Genomic DNA, 14,926 nt, shown 5'->3' with positions numbered 1-14,926 from the left:
CCGGTTTCCGTCAGGGAGGAGGCGCGTAGGTGAAGGTCCCGTCCTTCCAGACATAGAGCACGTAGCCCTGTGCGGTGACGTCGCCCTTGCCGTCGAAGCCGACCGAACCGAGGACGAGATCGAACCGCTCCGTGTGCAGGGCGGAGGCGATGCGGCGCGCATCCGTGCTGCGGGCGAAGTTCCCCGCCTCCACCAGGGCCTGGAGAGCGGCGTAGCCATAGATCGTCGAGCCCTCCACGTCGCCGCCCTGCGCCTTGAGCGCCTGGACCACGGCGGCCGCCTCCGGCTTGCGGCGCGGATCGAGATAGAAGGTCATCAGCACGCCGTTGCTGGCCGGTCCCGCCGCGGTGGCGAAATCCTGCGTGGCGATGGCGGAGGTGCCGAACCATTGCGGCCGGAAGCCCCGCTCGGCCGAGATCCGCACGAGGCGGCCCATCTCCTGGGCGTCCCCGCCATAATAGGCCACCGCGATCCCCGCCTCCTTCAGCCGGTCGGCGAGAGCCGCATCATCCGCGTCGCTGGCGACGAAGGCGGTCGCCAGGGCTTCGTTGATGCCGATCCGGTTGAGATTGTCCTTGGTGGCGGCGGCGAGCGCCCGGGAGCCGGGGCTCTGGTCGTTGAGGATGGCGATCTTCTTGTCGCGGAAGCGCTCGGCCAGCACCGTGGCCGAGAGCTTGGCCTGATCGTCGTCGCGCCCGCAGACCCGGAACACGTTCGCCAGGCCGCGATCGGTGAGCTTGGCGGCGACGGACGCCGCGGTGACCATGGTCATGCCGTTGGCGGCATAGACTTCCGAGGCGGCGAGCGAGGCGTTGGAACAGACATGGCCGACGACGAGGCGCACGTCGCTCAGGGCGTAGTGCTTGGCCACCGCCACGGCCTTGTTGGAATCGCAGGCATCGTCCTGGACATCGAGCTGGATGGTCTGGCCGGCGAGGCCGCCCTTGGCGTTGGCGTCCCGCACGGCGGCGCGGACCCCGCGAAGGACCTGCTCGCCGACGGCGACATACGCGCCCGATTGCGGCACCGCCACGCCGACCGTGACATCGGCTCGGGCGGAGGAAACGACGGAGAGGACGATCAGGAACCCGGAAGCGAGCATGCTCGGCGCGCCGCCCGTCCGCCCCGGCAGGGACCTCCGAACGCCCCCGCTCGCCGGCCCGAAGAAGCGGGCCACCCGTCTCATCCTCATGTCGCCCCGCCCCAACGCCCGTCCGGCCCACTGAAAGACAAGCGAGCCCCGCGAGTGCCCCCAGGCCCTCGTGGCATCGCGGATGCCGTGCGGCAAGGCCAGCGAGAACGCAAGTACCCCGGCCCTTCGGCCCGACCCGGCGGCTCCATCGAAGGGCCTATCCCGATCCGTGAGGATCGGGACGGCTTCAGTCAAACGCGCTGCCCACGCGGACGCCGGTCGTGATCGGCTGAGACGCGGCGGCGAAGACGGACAGGACCTTCTTGATCTCGGTGAACGGCGCATTCGAGACGTAGATCATGTCGCGGTTGCGCATGCGGAAGGCCTGGGTGAGGAACAGGCTGTTCGGGTCGCGCATGTCGACCCGGTAGACCACGGGGACGAGCGGCGTTCCGAGGAGGGGGCTTCCCGGCTTCAGGCGACGGACCACCGCCGCCGGCTCGAAGCGGAAGATGAAGGTCCCGGTCGGGTCGGCATCGGCATCGCGCTGACCGCGCGCCTTGGCCAGTGCCTGCGCCAGGGTGATGCCCTCGGCCTGGAACGGGATTTCGGTCGCCTGCCCCAGCGCGCCCACCGCCAGGAAGGTCTGGGGATCGCGCACCAGGGTGAGGTTGTCGTTGGGGCGCAGGTAGATGTTCTCTTTGGGGTTCGACACCACGGTGGTCAGCGGAACCGTCGCCGTCGTGCCGCCCCGCGACAGGCGCACGAAGGTCTCGTTGACGGGCGTCTTGACCCCGCCCGCGGTGGCGATGACGTCGAGAATGCGATCGCCCTGGGTGCCGAGCGGGACGCGGGCGCTGGATCGCCTTGCCGGCGAGCTCGGTCTCGATCAGCGCCTGGACGTCCTGGGCACGGCGCCCCGCGACTTTGATCCGGCCGGCATAGGGCACCGAGATCGCGCCGTCGCGCGAGACGATCTGCTCGGGCAGCTGTGCCGCCTTCGAGCCGGCGGAGAACGAATTGACCGTGAGCGGGCCGGAGAACAGGCCGCCCGAACCGGCTTCGAACACCGAAACGGAGACGGCGTCGCCGACGCCGATCACGGATTCGGCCGGAGCGCGACGATCGCCGAAGGATGCGAACAGGCTATCGAGGGAGCGCCCGCGCAGGGCCTCGACCACGGCGGAGTTCATGTCGATGAATTCGTAGCGGGCGAAGGTTCCTTCGCTCGTCGCCTGATCCGCGCCGTCGACGACGGCCGAGGTCGACGGACCGGCGGCGGGCAGGAAGGCGCCGCATCCCGACACCGAAAGCGTGGTGATAAGGACGATAGGCAGAGTGCGCATGCAGTTTCGCCTGTCGGTTTCTCTCATCCGCTGCCTAAACCAAAGCCTTGTCACTGTCCGTGGCGGGTTGGACACAGTGCCGTCCCGTCGGGACGCGTGCAACGGATCGTCCCCGATACCCACATGCCGGCCTTCTGGACTTGCCGTCGTGGCTCCGCAACGGACGACGTACGGGGCTAATTGGCCGCATCCGCCTCGTCTTGCTGCCGAAATCGCTCGACGCTGGGCGGATCGGCATGCGAATTTCCCGACTTACGAGCAGGGGGCACCTGCGAGGACAGCCGAGCAGGATGCCTTTGTCTGACACGATCCCCGACCGCCCTCTCGGCGCGCGCGCCACACGGACCCACGATGACGCCGCACGAGGCCCGGTGCGGCGCCGGCACGTCTTCTATGTGCCGGGCTACGATCCGGAAGGGCGCACCCGCTACCGCATGCTGTTCGTGCGGGAACTGACGCTCCATGCCAAGAGGTTCGGTGAGCCCAAGCGCCGCCCCGGACGCGCGGTCATGGGCGCGGACGGGCTTTCCCAGCGCTGGACCGTGGCCGCCGAACCGGAGGTCGGCGGAGCGGAGACGAGCTACGACGTCCTGCTCTGGGACGACATCGTGCTCAAGGACTTCGCCCGCTGGCGCATCGTCAGCGTCCTCTTGCTGTTCGCCGGCAGCCTCCAGGCCATCGTCTCGGGCATGGCGGTCAAGTTCTACCGGCTGAACTGGAAATACGGCAACGTCATCCTCTATCCGCTCGGCCTCATCCTTCTCCTCACCCTCGTGAGCGGCCTGATCGCGCATCAGATCCATGCACATCTGGGCGACGGATTCGGGCACAGCCTGCAATGGCCGGCCTGGGTGACGGTGCCGCTGGGCCTCGCGGCCGGCCTCGTCTGGATCAAGTCCCTCGATGTCCTGCTTGAACGCGCGTTCTTCTGGCAATTGCTCAACGACTGGGTCTTCAACTGGCAGCATGGCCAGGGCTGGCGGCGCGACTACGAAACCCGCGTCGACGCCTTCGCCGCCCTGGTGGTGGACCGCCTCGCGGCATTCCGGGCGGAGGGCACCGAACTCGACGAAGTGCTCATCCTCGGCCATTCGACCGGCGCGCTCACGGCGGTGGAAGTCGCCGCCCGCGTGCTCGCCGCCGATCCGGTGATCGGCACGGGAACGACGGCCTTCTCCTTGCTGACCCTCGGCTCGGGCCTGCCCATCGTAGCATTGCAGAAGGAGGCGCGCCGGGTGCAATCGGACATCGCGAGCCTCGTCGTCTCGGAGCGGATCGTCTGGGTCGATTATTATGCTCCCCAGGACTGGATGAACTTTCCCGATTTCGATCCGGTGGAGCGCCTCCCCCTCGACCTCGGCGGCCGCCCCCCGCGCAACCCGCTGGTGCGCTCGGCCAAGTTCCGTGAGATCATCGACCCGGAGACCTACCTCAAGGTGCGATGGCGGCCGTTCCGGATGCATTTCCAGTTTCTCTTCGCCAACGATCGTCGCGGCGAGTACGATTTCTTCGCCATGGCGCTCGGTCCACAGCGCCTGGGGGAGCGGGTGACCGGACCCCGGATCGGCACCGCCACGGCGACCGGGCCTTGAGCGCGGAACCGGAGACGGGGCTGCCCCGAATCATCATCGTGATGGGCGTCTCGGGCTCGGGCAAGAGCACGATCGCCGGCTTGCTGGCCGAGCGCCTCGGGTGGGATTTCGTCGATGGCGACGCTTTCCACAGCCCGGAACACGTGGCCAGGATGCGGTCCGGCCACGCCCTCGACGATGCCGACCGCGCCCCCTGGCTGGCGGCGATGGCGGCCTGGATCGGCACCCGCCTCGAGACCGGCAAACCGGGCGTTCTCGCGTGCTCGGCCCTCAAGCAGGCCTATCGCGATGCGCTCATCCAGGGCCGGGCGGGCATTCGCATCGTCTATCTCGACGGCGACCGCGACCTGATCGCGGCCCGCATCGCCCGCCGGACCGGCCACTTCATGCCGGCCGCCCTCCTCGACAGCCAATTCGCCACGCTCGAACCGCCGCGTCCGGAGGAGGGGGCGCTGGCGGTGCCGATCGTCGGCAGCGCGGAGGCCATCGTGGCAACGATCCTGGACCGATCGGGTTTGCGGCCCGACGATCCCGTCAGACAGGACACAGCATGATGGCGGACCCTCCCTCCGGCGACCGGACGATCGCCTTCGTGATCTCCGACGTGGACGGAACCCTCGTCACCTCCGACAAGAGCCTGACACAGCGCAGCCGGGATGCGGTCCGGCGGCTCGATGCGGCCGGTATCGGCTTCACCATCGCGTCCGCCCGGCCGCCGATGGGGCTCACGTCTCTGATCGCCGACCTCGGCCTGCGTCATCCGATCGGCGCCTTCAACGGCAGCACCCTGCTCGCCCCGGACGGGCACATCCTCGCCGAACATCTCATCCCGGAAGAGACGGCCCGGCAGGCCGTGCGGCTCCTCGACGGGTTCGGTCTCGATATCTGGGTTTTCGCGCGGGGGCAGTGGAACCTGCGCGACCCCCATGGGCCCTACACCGATCTCGAACGCCGGACCCTCCAGGCCGAGCCCACCCGTGTCGAGGATCTCGGCCCCCTCCTCGCGGGCGCATCGAAGATCGTCGGCGTCAGCGCCGATACCGATCATCTGGCCGCATGTGAGAGCCGGGTCGCCGAGGCGCTGGGACACGGCGCCGACGTCCATCGCTCGCAGGCCTATTATCTCGACGTGACGCCGTACGGGCGGGGCAAGGGGACGTTCGTCGACGAGATCGCCCATCGCCTCGGGATTCCCCGCGCGCGGATCGCGACCCTGGGCGACGCCGCCAACGACGTGGCGATGTTCGCGCGCAGCGGGTTCTCGGTGGCCATGGGCAATGCGACGGAGGCCGTGAAACGGGCCGCGTCGGCGGTCACGTCGGGAAATGACGACGACGGGTTCGCAAATGCGGTGGATGAATTTCTCTTGACGCGTTGACGGGCAAACTCCGCCGATCCTCGTCCCGTACAGCCCAGCTCCTTGGCATCGTTCGCGAATCTTTCGGGGCGACGCGCGGGCTCGCGTTCCGCGCCTGTGCCATGTGCGCCACAGCACGCGGAGAAACGGCTCCGCTTCCCCGCAATCATGGCGATGGAGCCGCCTTCCGGCCTCAATTGGCCTCGACCCTGAGCGTCAGATCAAGAACGACGCCACCGGGTTTCCGAATGAATCAGCGCCTTCTGCTCCTCGCCGTGGTTGCGGCCGTCCTGCCGGGTCCCGTTCTCGGCCAGGGAACCCCGGCCCGCGACAACATCGATGCGCTGATCGAGGAGCAGGCAAAGGCAAACGGCGTCCCGGCGAGCTTCGTCCACCAAGTCGTCAAGCGGGAAAGCAACTACAATCCCAACGCGAAGGGCGGCAGCGCCCTCGGCCTGATGCAGATCAAGCATGCGACCGCACGCGGCATGGGATATCGCGGGGATGCGGCCGGTCTCTACGATCCAAAGATCAATCTCCGCTATGGCATTGCCTATCTCGCCGGCGCCTATCGCACCGCCAAGGGCAACACCCACCAAGCCTATACGTATTACAACCGGGGCTATTACTACGCCGGAAAACGCCAGGGCACCCTGGTCGCCGGTCTCGAGGACACCACGGCCGCCTCGCCGCAATCGAGCGCGGCCTTCAGCGACGTGTTCACCCGTGGCTTCGGCACGCAGCGCAAGGCGCAGCCCGATGCGAACGTCACCGCTGCCGGAACGGCCCTGGCCTATGCTCCGAGCCTGACCACTCCGCCCGTGCCGACCGAGCTGGTGGAAGTCCCGCTGCCGCCGCGCCGCCCGGCCGCCTTGTCCGGCCTCGCGCCCGCCGTGGCGGAGATCGGCCCCGCCCATGCGCCGGCCATTACCCCCCAGGCCACGGCTTTGGCCGCCCTGTCGGTCAATCCGGCAATGCCGCAGCCCGCCGCCGTTACGGCCGCCGCCGAATTCTCCGTGACGGAGAAAGTGGAAGTGCCGCTGCCGCCGCGTCGGCCATCGGCCATCGTCCTCGCCTCAGTCGGACGGCCGATCGTGGCCAAGAAGGCGCCGACCCCCGGTACGATCATGGAAGCCTCGGCTCTTCCGCCGAGCCAGTAGGTTCCCAAGGGTTCTCTGCCCCCGACGCATCGCCTCACCGGGCCGGTCGATCCTCCCCACCCGAACCAGCTGTGTGTCTCAGACCCAGACAAGCGAATATCGTTTTTCGAAACCACGCCACGCAAAAGCTCCCTCGGCCACGCTGATTGCGGCAAAGCCAACACATGTTTCGCTTGCGTATGACGCAAGCCCACATCACATGGTGCAGTGCGGCATTCAGAGACCACGGTCTTGCAAGATCGGGCTTCCAACGTGAAGCGCGAAGTGCAAGTCTTGGACATCAAGCCCAACGCCGACGATAGTGAAGCGTAGTCGCGAGCCTGATCTTGGTCGAACGACCACGGAACAAAGGACCGCGACCGGCGCTCGGGAGCCCGCTGCAATCGATCTCGCCAGCACGATCTTCGTGCCGAGTGAGGATCGCGTGGCGGGATATGGTGAGGTCATCAGCCTCCGGGACGGTCAGGTCCGGGACGCGAACACGGAAGACGGACGACGGCATGGCCGGCGCGGCTGAACAAGAATCGATTTTCCTGGCCGAACTCGGTCGGCGTGTCAGGCACGCGCGGACGGTGCGTGGCCTTTCACGAAAACTCCTCTCCCAAACCTCGGGGCTGTCGGAGCGCTACATCGCCCAGCTCGAGAGCGGGCAGGGCAACGTCTCGATCATCCTGCTGCGCCGTGTGGCGGATGCGATGGGCGTGCGGCTCGACGACATGATCACCGTGCAGGACACCCCGCCGGACTGGCACGTGATCCGCGATCTCCTCGCAACGGCATCGGCGGAACAGATCACGCTGGCGAAGGGCATCCTGTCCGGCCACGCCACGGCCAACGGCGAGACCCCGATGCCGCGGGTGGCCCTGGTCGGCCTGCGCGGAGCGGGGAAATCGACCCTCGGCCGCCGGGTGGCCGAACGCCTGGGCTGGACCTTCATCGAGCTCAACGCCGAGATCGAGCGCGAGAACGCGCTGTCCGTGAAGGAAATCTTCGCGATCTATGGCCAGGAGGGGTATCGCCGCCTCGAACAGGCTGCCCTGCGGCGGCTGACCGAACATCCCGGCCCGATGATCCTCGCCACGAGCGGAGGCATCGTCGCCGAGCCCCTGACATACGACCTCCTCCTCCAGGCCTTCTTCACGGTCTGGCTTCGGGCCAAGCCCGAGGAGCACATGCAGCGCGTGCGCGACCAGGGAAAACTCGCCACCACGGGGGATCATGCCTCGGCCATGCAGGAGCTGCGCGCCGTGCTGCTCAGCCGCGAGCCACTCTATGCCCGTGCCCCGGCGGTGGTGGACACATCCGACGTCGCCTTGGAAGAGATGATCGACCGGCTCGCCGCCGTGATCGACGCGCGTTTCGGATCGGCGGATTACCGGCGCAGTGCCTGACCGGCCTTCGGTACGGGCGGGAACCCCTTGATACCGGGGATGCCTTTCCCCACGCTATGGGGAGAGCCCGAGGGAACGGAGTGCTCCGTCCGCCCTTGACCTCGGGGGAGAGTGTGCTCCCGTATCGGTTCCCGGCAAGGCCGTCCGCGCCTGGACGAGGGGATCCAGCCGTCCGGGCCGCGCCGTTCGCCTCAGATTCCGCATTGCGGAGGAGTCCATGTCCGCCAGCCCACTCTCGAATCCCGCGATCGGACACGAATCCATCGCCGGGACCGTCGATCCGGTCTGGTCGCGCCTGCGCGGCGAGGCCGAAGCCGTGGTTCGCGAGGAGCCTCAACTCGCCTCGTTCATCGTGGCGACCATCCTCAACCAGGCGACGCTCGAAGCCGCCGTGTCCCACCGCGTCGCCGCGCGTCTCGGCCATCCCTCGCTGCCGGCGGAACTCGTGGCGCATGGCTTCCACGAGGCCATCGCCGCCGATCCACGCATCGGTGACAGCTTCCGCGCCGATATCGGGGCCGTGCTGGATCGCGACCCCGCGGCGGCGCGGGCCATCGAACCCGTCCTGTACTTCAAGGGCTTCCACGCCATCCAGGCCCATCGTCTCGCGCACTGGTACTGGACCAGCGGCCGCCGCGACCTCGCGCTCTACCTGCAGAGTCGCTCGTCCGAGGTCTTTCAGACCGACATTCATCCGGCCGCCCGCATCGGGCGTGGCATCTTCCTCGATCACGCCACCGGCGTCGTCGTCGGCTCCACCGCCGTCATCGAGGACGACGTCTCGATCCTGCATGCCGTCACCCTCGGCGGCACCGGTAAGCAGGGCAGCGACCGCCACCCCAAGATCCGTCGCGGCGTCATGATCGGTGCCGGTGCCAAGATCCTGGGCAACATCGAAGTGGGCGAGTATGCCCGCGTTGCCGCAGGCTCCGTGGTCCTGCGCCCGGTTCCGGCCCATACCACGGTGGTGGGCGTGCCCGCCCGCGTGGTCGGCACCGCCGGCTGCGCCGAACCGGCCCGCGCCATGGACCAGTTCGTCAATATCGACCAGTTCATCCACATGGCCGAAGGCATCTGAACCCGTCCGCCCGCGCTTGCCCGGCGCGAAGCGGCATGGCAAGCGGTGCCCATCCCGAGGCGCTGGACCGCTCGAACCGGTCCCGCCTCCACCGACCACCGACGAAGCAAGAGGCGAAAGCGTGAACAAGACCGACATCGCGAAGGTCCAGGATTTTATGCGCCGGACGTTCGCCAACACGAATATCCGCCTCGTGGCCCGCCCCAAGAAGGATGATTCGGCCGAAGTCTATATCGGCGAAGAGTTCCTCGGTGTGGTCTCCGTCGACGACGAGGACGGCGATCGCTCGTTCAACTTCGCCATGGCGATCCTCGACATCGATCTCGAAGACTGAAGCTGCCCGGCCGAGAGGCCTCGCACCTCGATCGCGGGCTCTCCGGAGCCGCGATCCGCATGACGCCGGAATGCGCGTAGTTCTCCTTGTGCGTCGGCCAATCCTGACGCCGGGAAATCCTTAACAACTCGTAAACGCTCTGGCAGAGTGCGTGCTCAATCCGTCGTCAACGGTCGAGCGCGCCATGGACATCAGCCCCTCCGCCATCGAATCGATTCGGACCCTGTGTGTCGGTCTCGCCTTGTCGGGCCTCCTCGCCAGCGCCTTCGAGCTCGTCTCCGACCGCCGCGCGAGCTTCAGCCTGCTGGAACGCGGCGGTGTCGGGGCGGTGGCGGCTCTGCCGATCCTGGCCTTCGGTGCTCCCTTCATCATCCTGCGCAACACCGTCCGCGGTCGCCGGATCGAGGGCCGTCCGATCCCCTTCGTCATGATCGCGACGATCATCGCCTGCGGCTGGAGCCTGCTCTCGGGCCGGATCGCCCTCGATCTCGCCCACATGATCACCGGTTGAGCGGAACGAGCCGCGCCAGCGGCTCGATGCGAGACGTCGCCGAGCCTCGCGTTTCGTCCGTCCGGGTCAGGACCAGCGAAGGGCGGATCGAGGCCACGATCGATCAGCGGTTGGCAGTGGCCACCGGCGAGGCGACGCCGTTGAGCGAGACCCAGGCCATGCTGTCCTGGCCCTCACGCTTGACGTAGGTGTAGCCGGTGCGGGGCGCGGACAGGATCGCGGTGGTCTTGTTGTCGAGGATGAGATCGCCCTTGTCGGTGCGGACCATCAGGACCGCATGGCCTTCGCCGATATCGTCGATGACGACGGTCATCCGTAGGGCACGACGGGGGAGGCCGCGCTCCACCAGCATCCTGCGCTTGAGAAGCTGGAAATCCTCGCAATCGCCGAAACCGTCATCGGGAAAGTCCCACCGGTCGACGACGCCCCAATGGGCCATGTCGGTGATCGGATGGATACGTGCGTTGACGCGGCGGTTGACGCTGGTGAGCGTGCGCCAGATCGCCGGGTTGAGGGCGATGATCGCTGGCTGTGACGTGTCGACGATGCATTCGGCGGGGTATTTGGCGCAGAACCCGTTCCAGGCCGCCACCGGCCGGGCGCCGCCATTCTCGTTCACGGCCGGCGCATCGGGGAGGGCGGCGACCGGGCGCGCTTGCGTGGCGGCCCCGCCGAGGAGCAGGATGGAGCCCACCAGGGACACCCTGGCCGCACGGCCGACCCGTCTCAACAGCCCGCTTCCCGAGAAGCTTCCGCCGTCGACGCCTCGCAGAATCGCGTGCCGCATTCCGGTCGCCCTGCCATTCGTTGCCGAAGGCAAGAAACTGGCACGCCCGGAGCCGGGGCTCAATCCAAAAGTTAAACCGGAATTAACTTCCCACTGGCTCGGGAGTTCCAGGGCAGAATTGTGATGTTTTCCGGCAACCCCGGAGAATCCGGTTCAGCGGTTCGCGGTGGTCACCGGAGACATGACGCCGCCCAGGGACACCCAGGCCACGGAATCCTGGCTCTCGCGTTTGATGAAGACGTAACCGGTCCGATACCAGGGCAGGATCTCGCTGGTCTTGTTGTCGAGGATAAATTCGCCACGGTCGGTCAGGAGCGTCAACACGGCATGGCCCTCGCCCTTCTCGTCGATGACCACGGTCATCCGCATGGCGCGGCGGGACAGGCCGGCATCGGCGAGGCGCTTGCGCTTGACGAGCTGGAAATCCTCGCAATCTCCCATTCCGTCCTCGGCGAGGTCCCAGCGGTCGGCTTCGCCCCAATGCTCCGCATCGGTGACGGCGCGCAGACCGGTATTCACCCGACGGTTGACCGAGACGATCAGGCTCCAGGTGGCGGGGGTGAGGGCGATACGGAGCGGCTCATTCGCGTCGATGGCGCATTCGGCCGGGTAACGCTGGCAAAACGACACCCAGCCGACGATGGGGCGGGCGGCACCGAGAACATCGGCGGATTGCGAGGGCGAGGGCAGGGCGGCCATGGTCTGGGCCTGTGACGCCCCGGCGCCGAACATCGCCAGCGCCGCGAGCATCCCCAGCAAGAATGTTTTCGTCCGTGCCATCGCGACCACCTCGTCCAACGAGGACCACGATGCCGCCACGCTTCCTGTGCTGCGCTGAAACGGATCGGCGCAATTTTATCGATCCGACCTCGAAGCCGGGCCGCTGGCAGACAAAGCCAACCGGCGGCTGAACCAAGGACTCGCATTGGCGCGATCGCGGCAGGTAAACCGTAACCATGACGAGGCGGATGCGATCGGCGAGGATCTCATCCCCACCTTGCCCGGGCGCCGTGGATGTCGGAACGAACGACGAGGAAAGCCGGCACGGCCATCCCGAGCCGGGAGGCTCCGACCTGTTGGACCGTATCTCGCCGACGCCAGGACGACCGAACTGTCGGCAGAACCCGAAGAGGCGGCACTCTCAAGCCGAGGCGAGGCGGGGGGACGCTCTCAGAGCGTCAGGCCCTCATGGAACAGGTCGGGCGAGATCGGGAGCATGAAACCCACGCCGATGCCGCCCTCGAAGTAGCGCACCACGCGACCCGGCGTCCGCCCCACCATGACGCTTGTTCCAATCGGTGGCTGCGCCTGGGTCGAGAGGGCGACGCCGGACAGGGAGACGTCGATGATACGGGCGGCGACCTCGCGCCCGCCCTCGAGCTTCACCGTCACCCCGGTTTCCTGGGGCGTGAGACGCTCGTGGTTGCGCCCTTCGGGCAGGCCGAGGGCCTCGCGGTTGGAGATCCAGGTGAGCTGGGATGCGATCTTGTCGCGCTTGCGTTGAGTCGCGTTCAGGCGAACCGCGATGCCGCCGCTGGGGAACCGGGCGATGGTCCCCTCGATGCGGCCGATACTCTCGAGATACAGCACGACGCGCTCGTCGAGTTCTCCCAGTACCGCGCAGGTCAGGCGGACGCCGCCCGGTGACATGTCGACGGTCTGGCAGGGAAATTCGCGGCGGTCGGCCAGCATGTAACGGCCGAGGAGGGCGACCTTGACCCGCTGATGACGACGCAGATCCGACGGCCGCAGCAAGCGAACCGGCTTCGCTTCAGTCTGCGCGAGAGCCTCGATCATCGCGGAATCCGCACTCGGGTTGGATCGTCGTCAGCACAATCGTACAGGTCTCTTGGTTACGAAAATCTTTGCCGGGATAGACGCGTCCCACGCACCGTCCGTCAAAAGCCGATCAGGCCCGCCCGCCGGGATGCACCATCAGGTGGCCGCGACGCACCGGCAGGCTGTCATTGGCGGGTTGCGGCAGGTTCCTGAGATTTGCCGCGGCGTCGCTCCTGGCGAGGTCGATGACGTCGTAAGTCGGATCGAGGACGCGCAGGGACACGGATTCGAGCCGTTCCACGGGGCGCAGCCCCAGCCATTGCGGAACCACCTTGGGGCTGAGCGCTCCGAGCAGGCGGACCTGGGTCTGCCCACGGTGGCGCAGGGGAAGGAGCAGGAGTTCGAGGTCGATCTGCTCGTCCCGCTGCGTCATCCCGCGCAGACCCGCGACGATCCCCACCGTATCGACCGCCACCGTCTCCACGAGACGCCAGGGATCGGCCTGCCCCTCGCCCCAGATGGCGGCGAAGGCGCTGCCGCGCAATTCACGCCCGAACAACGCGCAGACGCGGGTTCCCGCAAGCCTGACCGTCGCGACGGAGCGCGCCATGTCGAGCTCCAGAATGAGGCTCTCGGACAGGAGGTTGCGGATCTCGCCGGGCTCGATCTCGCTCCTCTCGGGCGCGGCCCGCGTACCACGAAGCTGGTCCCAGTAATGGTAGAGCATACGGCTGGTCGGATGCTTCATGGTGTCCCGTCGTGGCACGGCCCCCGGGGGGACCTGTTCGAAATCGGCCCGATCCGCGCAGCGCTGGACACAGCGGACGGTTCGGTTAACAAGCCTGCGCACACCTTATGCCCGTCCAAGGCGGCACGCTCGCTTAAGCTTTGATTAGGGTTAACGCGCCAGGCTCACTCTGCCGCCGGGCAGCCATCGCGGCGATGTCCAGCAGGGTCGGAGCGTTCGGGTAGGGTCGGCGCTTCGCCCAAATCGCGCGCCGCTCGCCTGAATTTGCATGGACCGAGGGCTTGCGGCGGCAGCATCCGCGCCGACATGGTGACGCCATGGATGCCATGCCCGATCTGCCGCGCCAAAACCGCGTCCCCGTCTTCAACATGCCCGGCGCGGTGACGGCATCGATCGCCCTCCTGCTCGGCCTCCATGCCCTACGGGACTTCGTCCTGCCGGACGAATGGGACATCAGGCTTCTCCTGGACCTGGCCCTGATCCCGGGTCGCTGGCTCGCCTCGGTGGACCCGGATCGGGTCGCGGAGATTCTGTCGGCCGCCCCCTCGGCCTTGGGCGACACGGACGTGAACCAGGCCCGTGCGGCTTTCGCCCAGTACGTGGTGGCCAACCCTTCGGCGAGCCTCTGGACCTTCGCCACCTATGCGTTGCTGCACGGCTCGTGGACGCATGTGATCTTCAACGTGGTCTGGCTCGCCGCCTTCGGCTCCCCCGTGGCGCGGCGATGCGGCCCCTGGCGCTATGGCCTCCTCGGGCTCGTCGGCGCGGTTGCGGGAGGCGTCCTCCACGTGGCGATCGACCCGTTGAGCACCGCCCCGCTGATCGGTGCCTCGGCCGCTGTCTCGGCGCTGATGGCCGCCGCCGCGCGCTTCGTGTTCCAGCCGCCGCCATCCTTCCTTGCCGGCCAGCCGTGGCAGCGCGTGGCGCATCCGCCGCTTCAGACCATCCCCGAACTCCTGCGCAACCGCACGGCGGTGATGTTCCTCGGCATCTGGCTCGTCACCAACTTCGTGTTCGGGATCATCTCGCTGCCGCTGGGCGCGGAATCCTCGACCGTGGCGTGGGACGCCCATCTGGGCGGGTTCCTGGCAGGATTTTTCCTCTTTCCGATGTTTGACCGATCAAGAGGCGCAAAAGCGTAATTTTCCCGCATGTTTCGGCATCGGAAGGGCGGTCCCGTGGGTTGTCACGTCAGAGATGACGTCACACAATTCCGTGATGCGTCGGGATCAACCCGGCCCGCGTAACAGCCTATGGGAGATCATGGTCATGACCGTCGCACGCATCCTTTCCGAGAAGGGCGGCTCAGTCGTCACTGTGGAGCCGAACCGGACCCTGGACGACGCCATCCATCTTCTCGCCGAGAAGCGGATCGGCGCCATAGTCGTGAGCAATGACGAGGGTGCGGTCCTCGGCATCCTGTCCGAGCGGGACATCATCCGGGCCCTGTCGCGGCAGGGGGCTGGGGCGTTCGATGCGCCGATCTCGCAGCACATGACGGCGTCGGTGACCACCTGCACCCGGTCGAGCACCGTCGAGGAGGTCATGCAGCTGATGACCGACGGGCGCTTCCGCCACGTGCCGGTGGTCGAGGATGGACGGCTCGCCGGCCTCGTCTCCATCGGTGACGTGGTCAAGCGCCGGATCGCCGCCGTGGAGGCGGAGCATCAGGCCATGCGCGACTACATCACCATGGCCTGAAGCGGCGTCG

At 67.5% G+C, this 14,926-nt stretch carries 15 protein-coding genes and 1 pseudogene; 10 read left to right on the top strand and 6 right to left on the bottom strand.

Translation table 11 applies throughout. The features are described from left to right. Positions 1–10: 10 nt before the first annotated feature. Complete coding sequence (locus ASF34_RS19295) at positions 11–1,102, bottom strand: branched-chain amino acid ABC transporter substrate-binding protein (RefSeq protein ID WP_018044054.1); 1,092 nt, start codon at positions 1,100–1,102, stop codon at positions 11–13. A gap of 277 nt (positions 1,103–1,379) precedes the next feature. Then, positions 1,380–2,478, bottom strand: a pseudogene (locus tag ASF34_RS19290) (polysaccharide biosynthesis/export family protein). 290 nt (positions 2,479–2,768) lie between these two features. Between ASF34_RS19290 and ASF34_RS19285 the strand changes: the two are divergent. From ASF34_RS19285 to ASF34_RS19250, 8 genes are all read left to right on the top strand, one after another. After that, entirely contained in the window at positions 2,769–4,070 is a 1,302-nt protein-coding gene (locus ASF34_RS19285) for an alpha/beta hydrolase (protein WP_443136551.1), read from the top strand. A gap of 41 nt (positions 4,071–4,111) precedes the next feature. Beyond that, positions 4,112–4,624, top strand: coding sequence for a gluconokinase (locus tag ASF34_RS19280; RefSeq protein ID WP_056163756.1), 513 nt, complete (start codon positions 4,112–4,114; stop codon positions 4,622–4,624). Continuing rightward, the gene (locus ASF34_RS19275; RefSeq protein ID WP_056163753.1) at positions 4,624–5,448 is read left to right on the top strand and encodes a Cof-type HAD-IIB family hydrolase; all 825 of its coding nucleotides are present in this window, start codon (positions 4,624–4,626) and stop codon (positions 5,446–5,448) included. Before ASF34_RS19280 ends, ASF34_RS19275 begins: the two co-directional genes overlap by 1 nt. Before the next feature lie 227 nt (positions 5,449–5,675). Continuing rightward, positions 5,676–6,587, top strand: a complete 912-nt coding sequence (locus tag ASF34_RS19270; protein ID WP_018044048.1) for a transglycosylase SLT domain-containing protein — start codon at positions 5,676–5,678, stop codon at positions 6,585–6,587. A 434-nt stretch (positions 6,588–7,021) separates the two neighbouring features. Further along, positions 7,022–7,978, top strand: coding sequence for a helix-turn-helix transcriptional regulator (locus tag ASF34_RS19265; protein ID WP_081612664.1), 957 nt, complete (start codon positions 7,022–7,024; stop codon positions 7,976–7,978). Between the two features lie 217 nt (positions 7,979–8,195). Beyond that, positions 8,196–9,056, top strand: coding sequence for a serine O-acetyltransferase (gene cysE, locus ASF34_RS19260; protein WP_018044046.1), 861 nt, complete (start codon positions 8,196–8,198; stop codon positions 9,054–9,056). 121 nt (positions 9,057–9,177) lie between these two features. Beyond that, positions 9,178–9,390, top strand: a complete 213-nt coding sequence (locus ASF34_RS19255) for a DUF3126 family protein (protein ID WP_018044045.1) — start codon at positions 9,178–9,180, stop codon at positions 9,388–9,390. A gap of 184 nt (positions 9,391–9,574) precedes the next feature. Beyond that, the gene (locus tag ASF34_RS19250; RefSeq protein WP_018044044.1) at positions 9,575–9,901 is read left to right on the top strand and encodes a DUF6949 family protein; all 327 of its coding nucleotides are present in this window, start codon (positions 9,575–9,577) and stop codon (positions 9,899–9,901) included. A gap of 103 nt (positions 9,902–10,004) precedes the next feature. On the opposite strand, the gene ASF34_RS19245 is transcribed toward ASF34_RS19250, so the two are convergent. The 4 genes from ASF34_RS19245 to ASF34_RS19230 form a co-directional block, all read right to left on the bottom strand. Continuing rightward, positions 10,005–10,688 (bottom strand): transglutaminase-like cysteine peptidase, encoded by a 684-nt coding sequence (locus ASF34_RS19245; RefSeq protein WP_018044043.1) that lies wholly within the window; start codon positions 10,686–10,688, stop codon positions 10,005–10,007. A gap of 153 nt (positions 10,689–10,841) precedes the next feature. Next, positions 10,842–11,438: a transglutaminase-like cysteine peptidase gene (locus ASF34_RS19240; protein WP_082494235.1), complete on the bottom strand. Its 597-nt coding sequence runs from the start codon at positions 11,436–11,438 to the stop codon at positions 10,842–10,844. A gap of 420 nt (positions 11,439–11,858) precedes the next feature. Next, positions 11,859–12,485, bottom strand: a complete 627-nt coding sequence (locus ASF34_RS19235) for a PilZ domain-containing protein (protein ID WP_018044040.1) — start codon at positions 12,483–12,485, stop codon at positions 11,859–11,861. A gap of 112 nt (positions 12,486–12,597) precedes the next feature. Next, on the bottom strand, positions 12,598–13,215 hold the full coding sequence (locus ASF34_RS19230; RefSeq protein ID WP_056163560.1) for a PAS domain-containing protein: 618 nt from the start codon (positions 13,213–13,215) through the stop codon (positions 12,598–12,600). A 317-nt stretch (positions 13,216–13,532) separates the two neighbouring features. Between ASF34_RS19230 and ASF34_RS19225 the strand changes: the two genes are divergently transcribed. Then, positions 13,533–14,357 (top strand): rhomboid family intramembrane serine protease, encoded by an 825-nt coding sequence (locus ASF34_RS19225; protein ID WP_018044038.1) that lies wholly within the window; start codon positions 13,533–13,535, stop codon positions 14,355–14,357. Positions 14,358–14,484: 127 nt separating this feature from the next. Next, on the top strand, positions 14,485–14,916 hold the full coding sequence (locus tag ASF34_RS19220) for a CBS domain-containing protein (protein ID WP_026175981.1): 432 nt from the start codon (positions 14,485–14,487) through the stop codon (positions 14,914–14,916). The last annotated feature ends 10 nt before the right edge of the window (positions 14,917–14,926 follow it).

This window comes from Methylobacterium sp. Leaf106 (assembly GCF_001422895.1).
Classification (GTDB): domain Bacteria; phylum Pseudomonadota; class Alphaproteobacteria; order Rhizobiales; family Beijerinckiaceae; genus Methylobacterium; species Methylobacterium bullatum.
The sequence above is the reverse complement of the archived record's forward strand: the minus strand, read 5'-3'. Positions and strand labels throughout refer to the sequence as shown.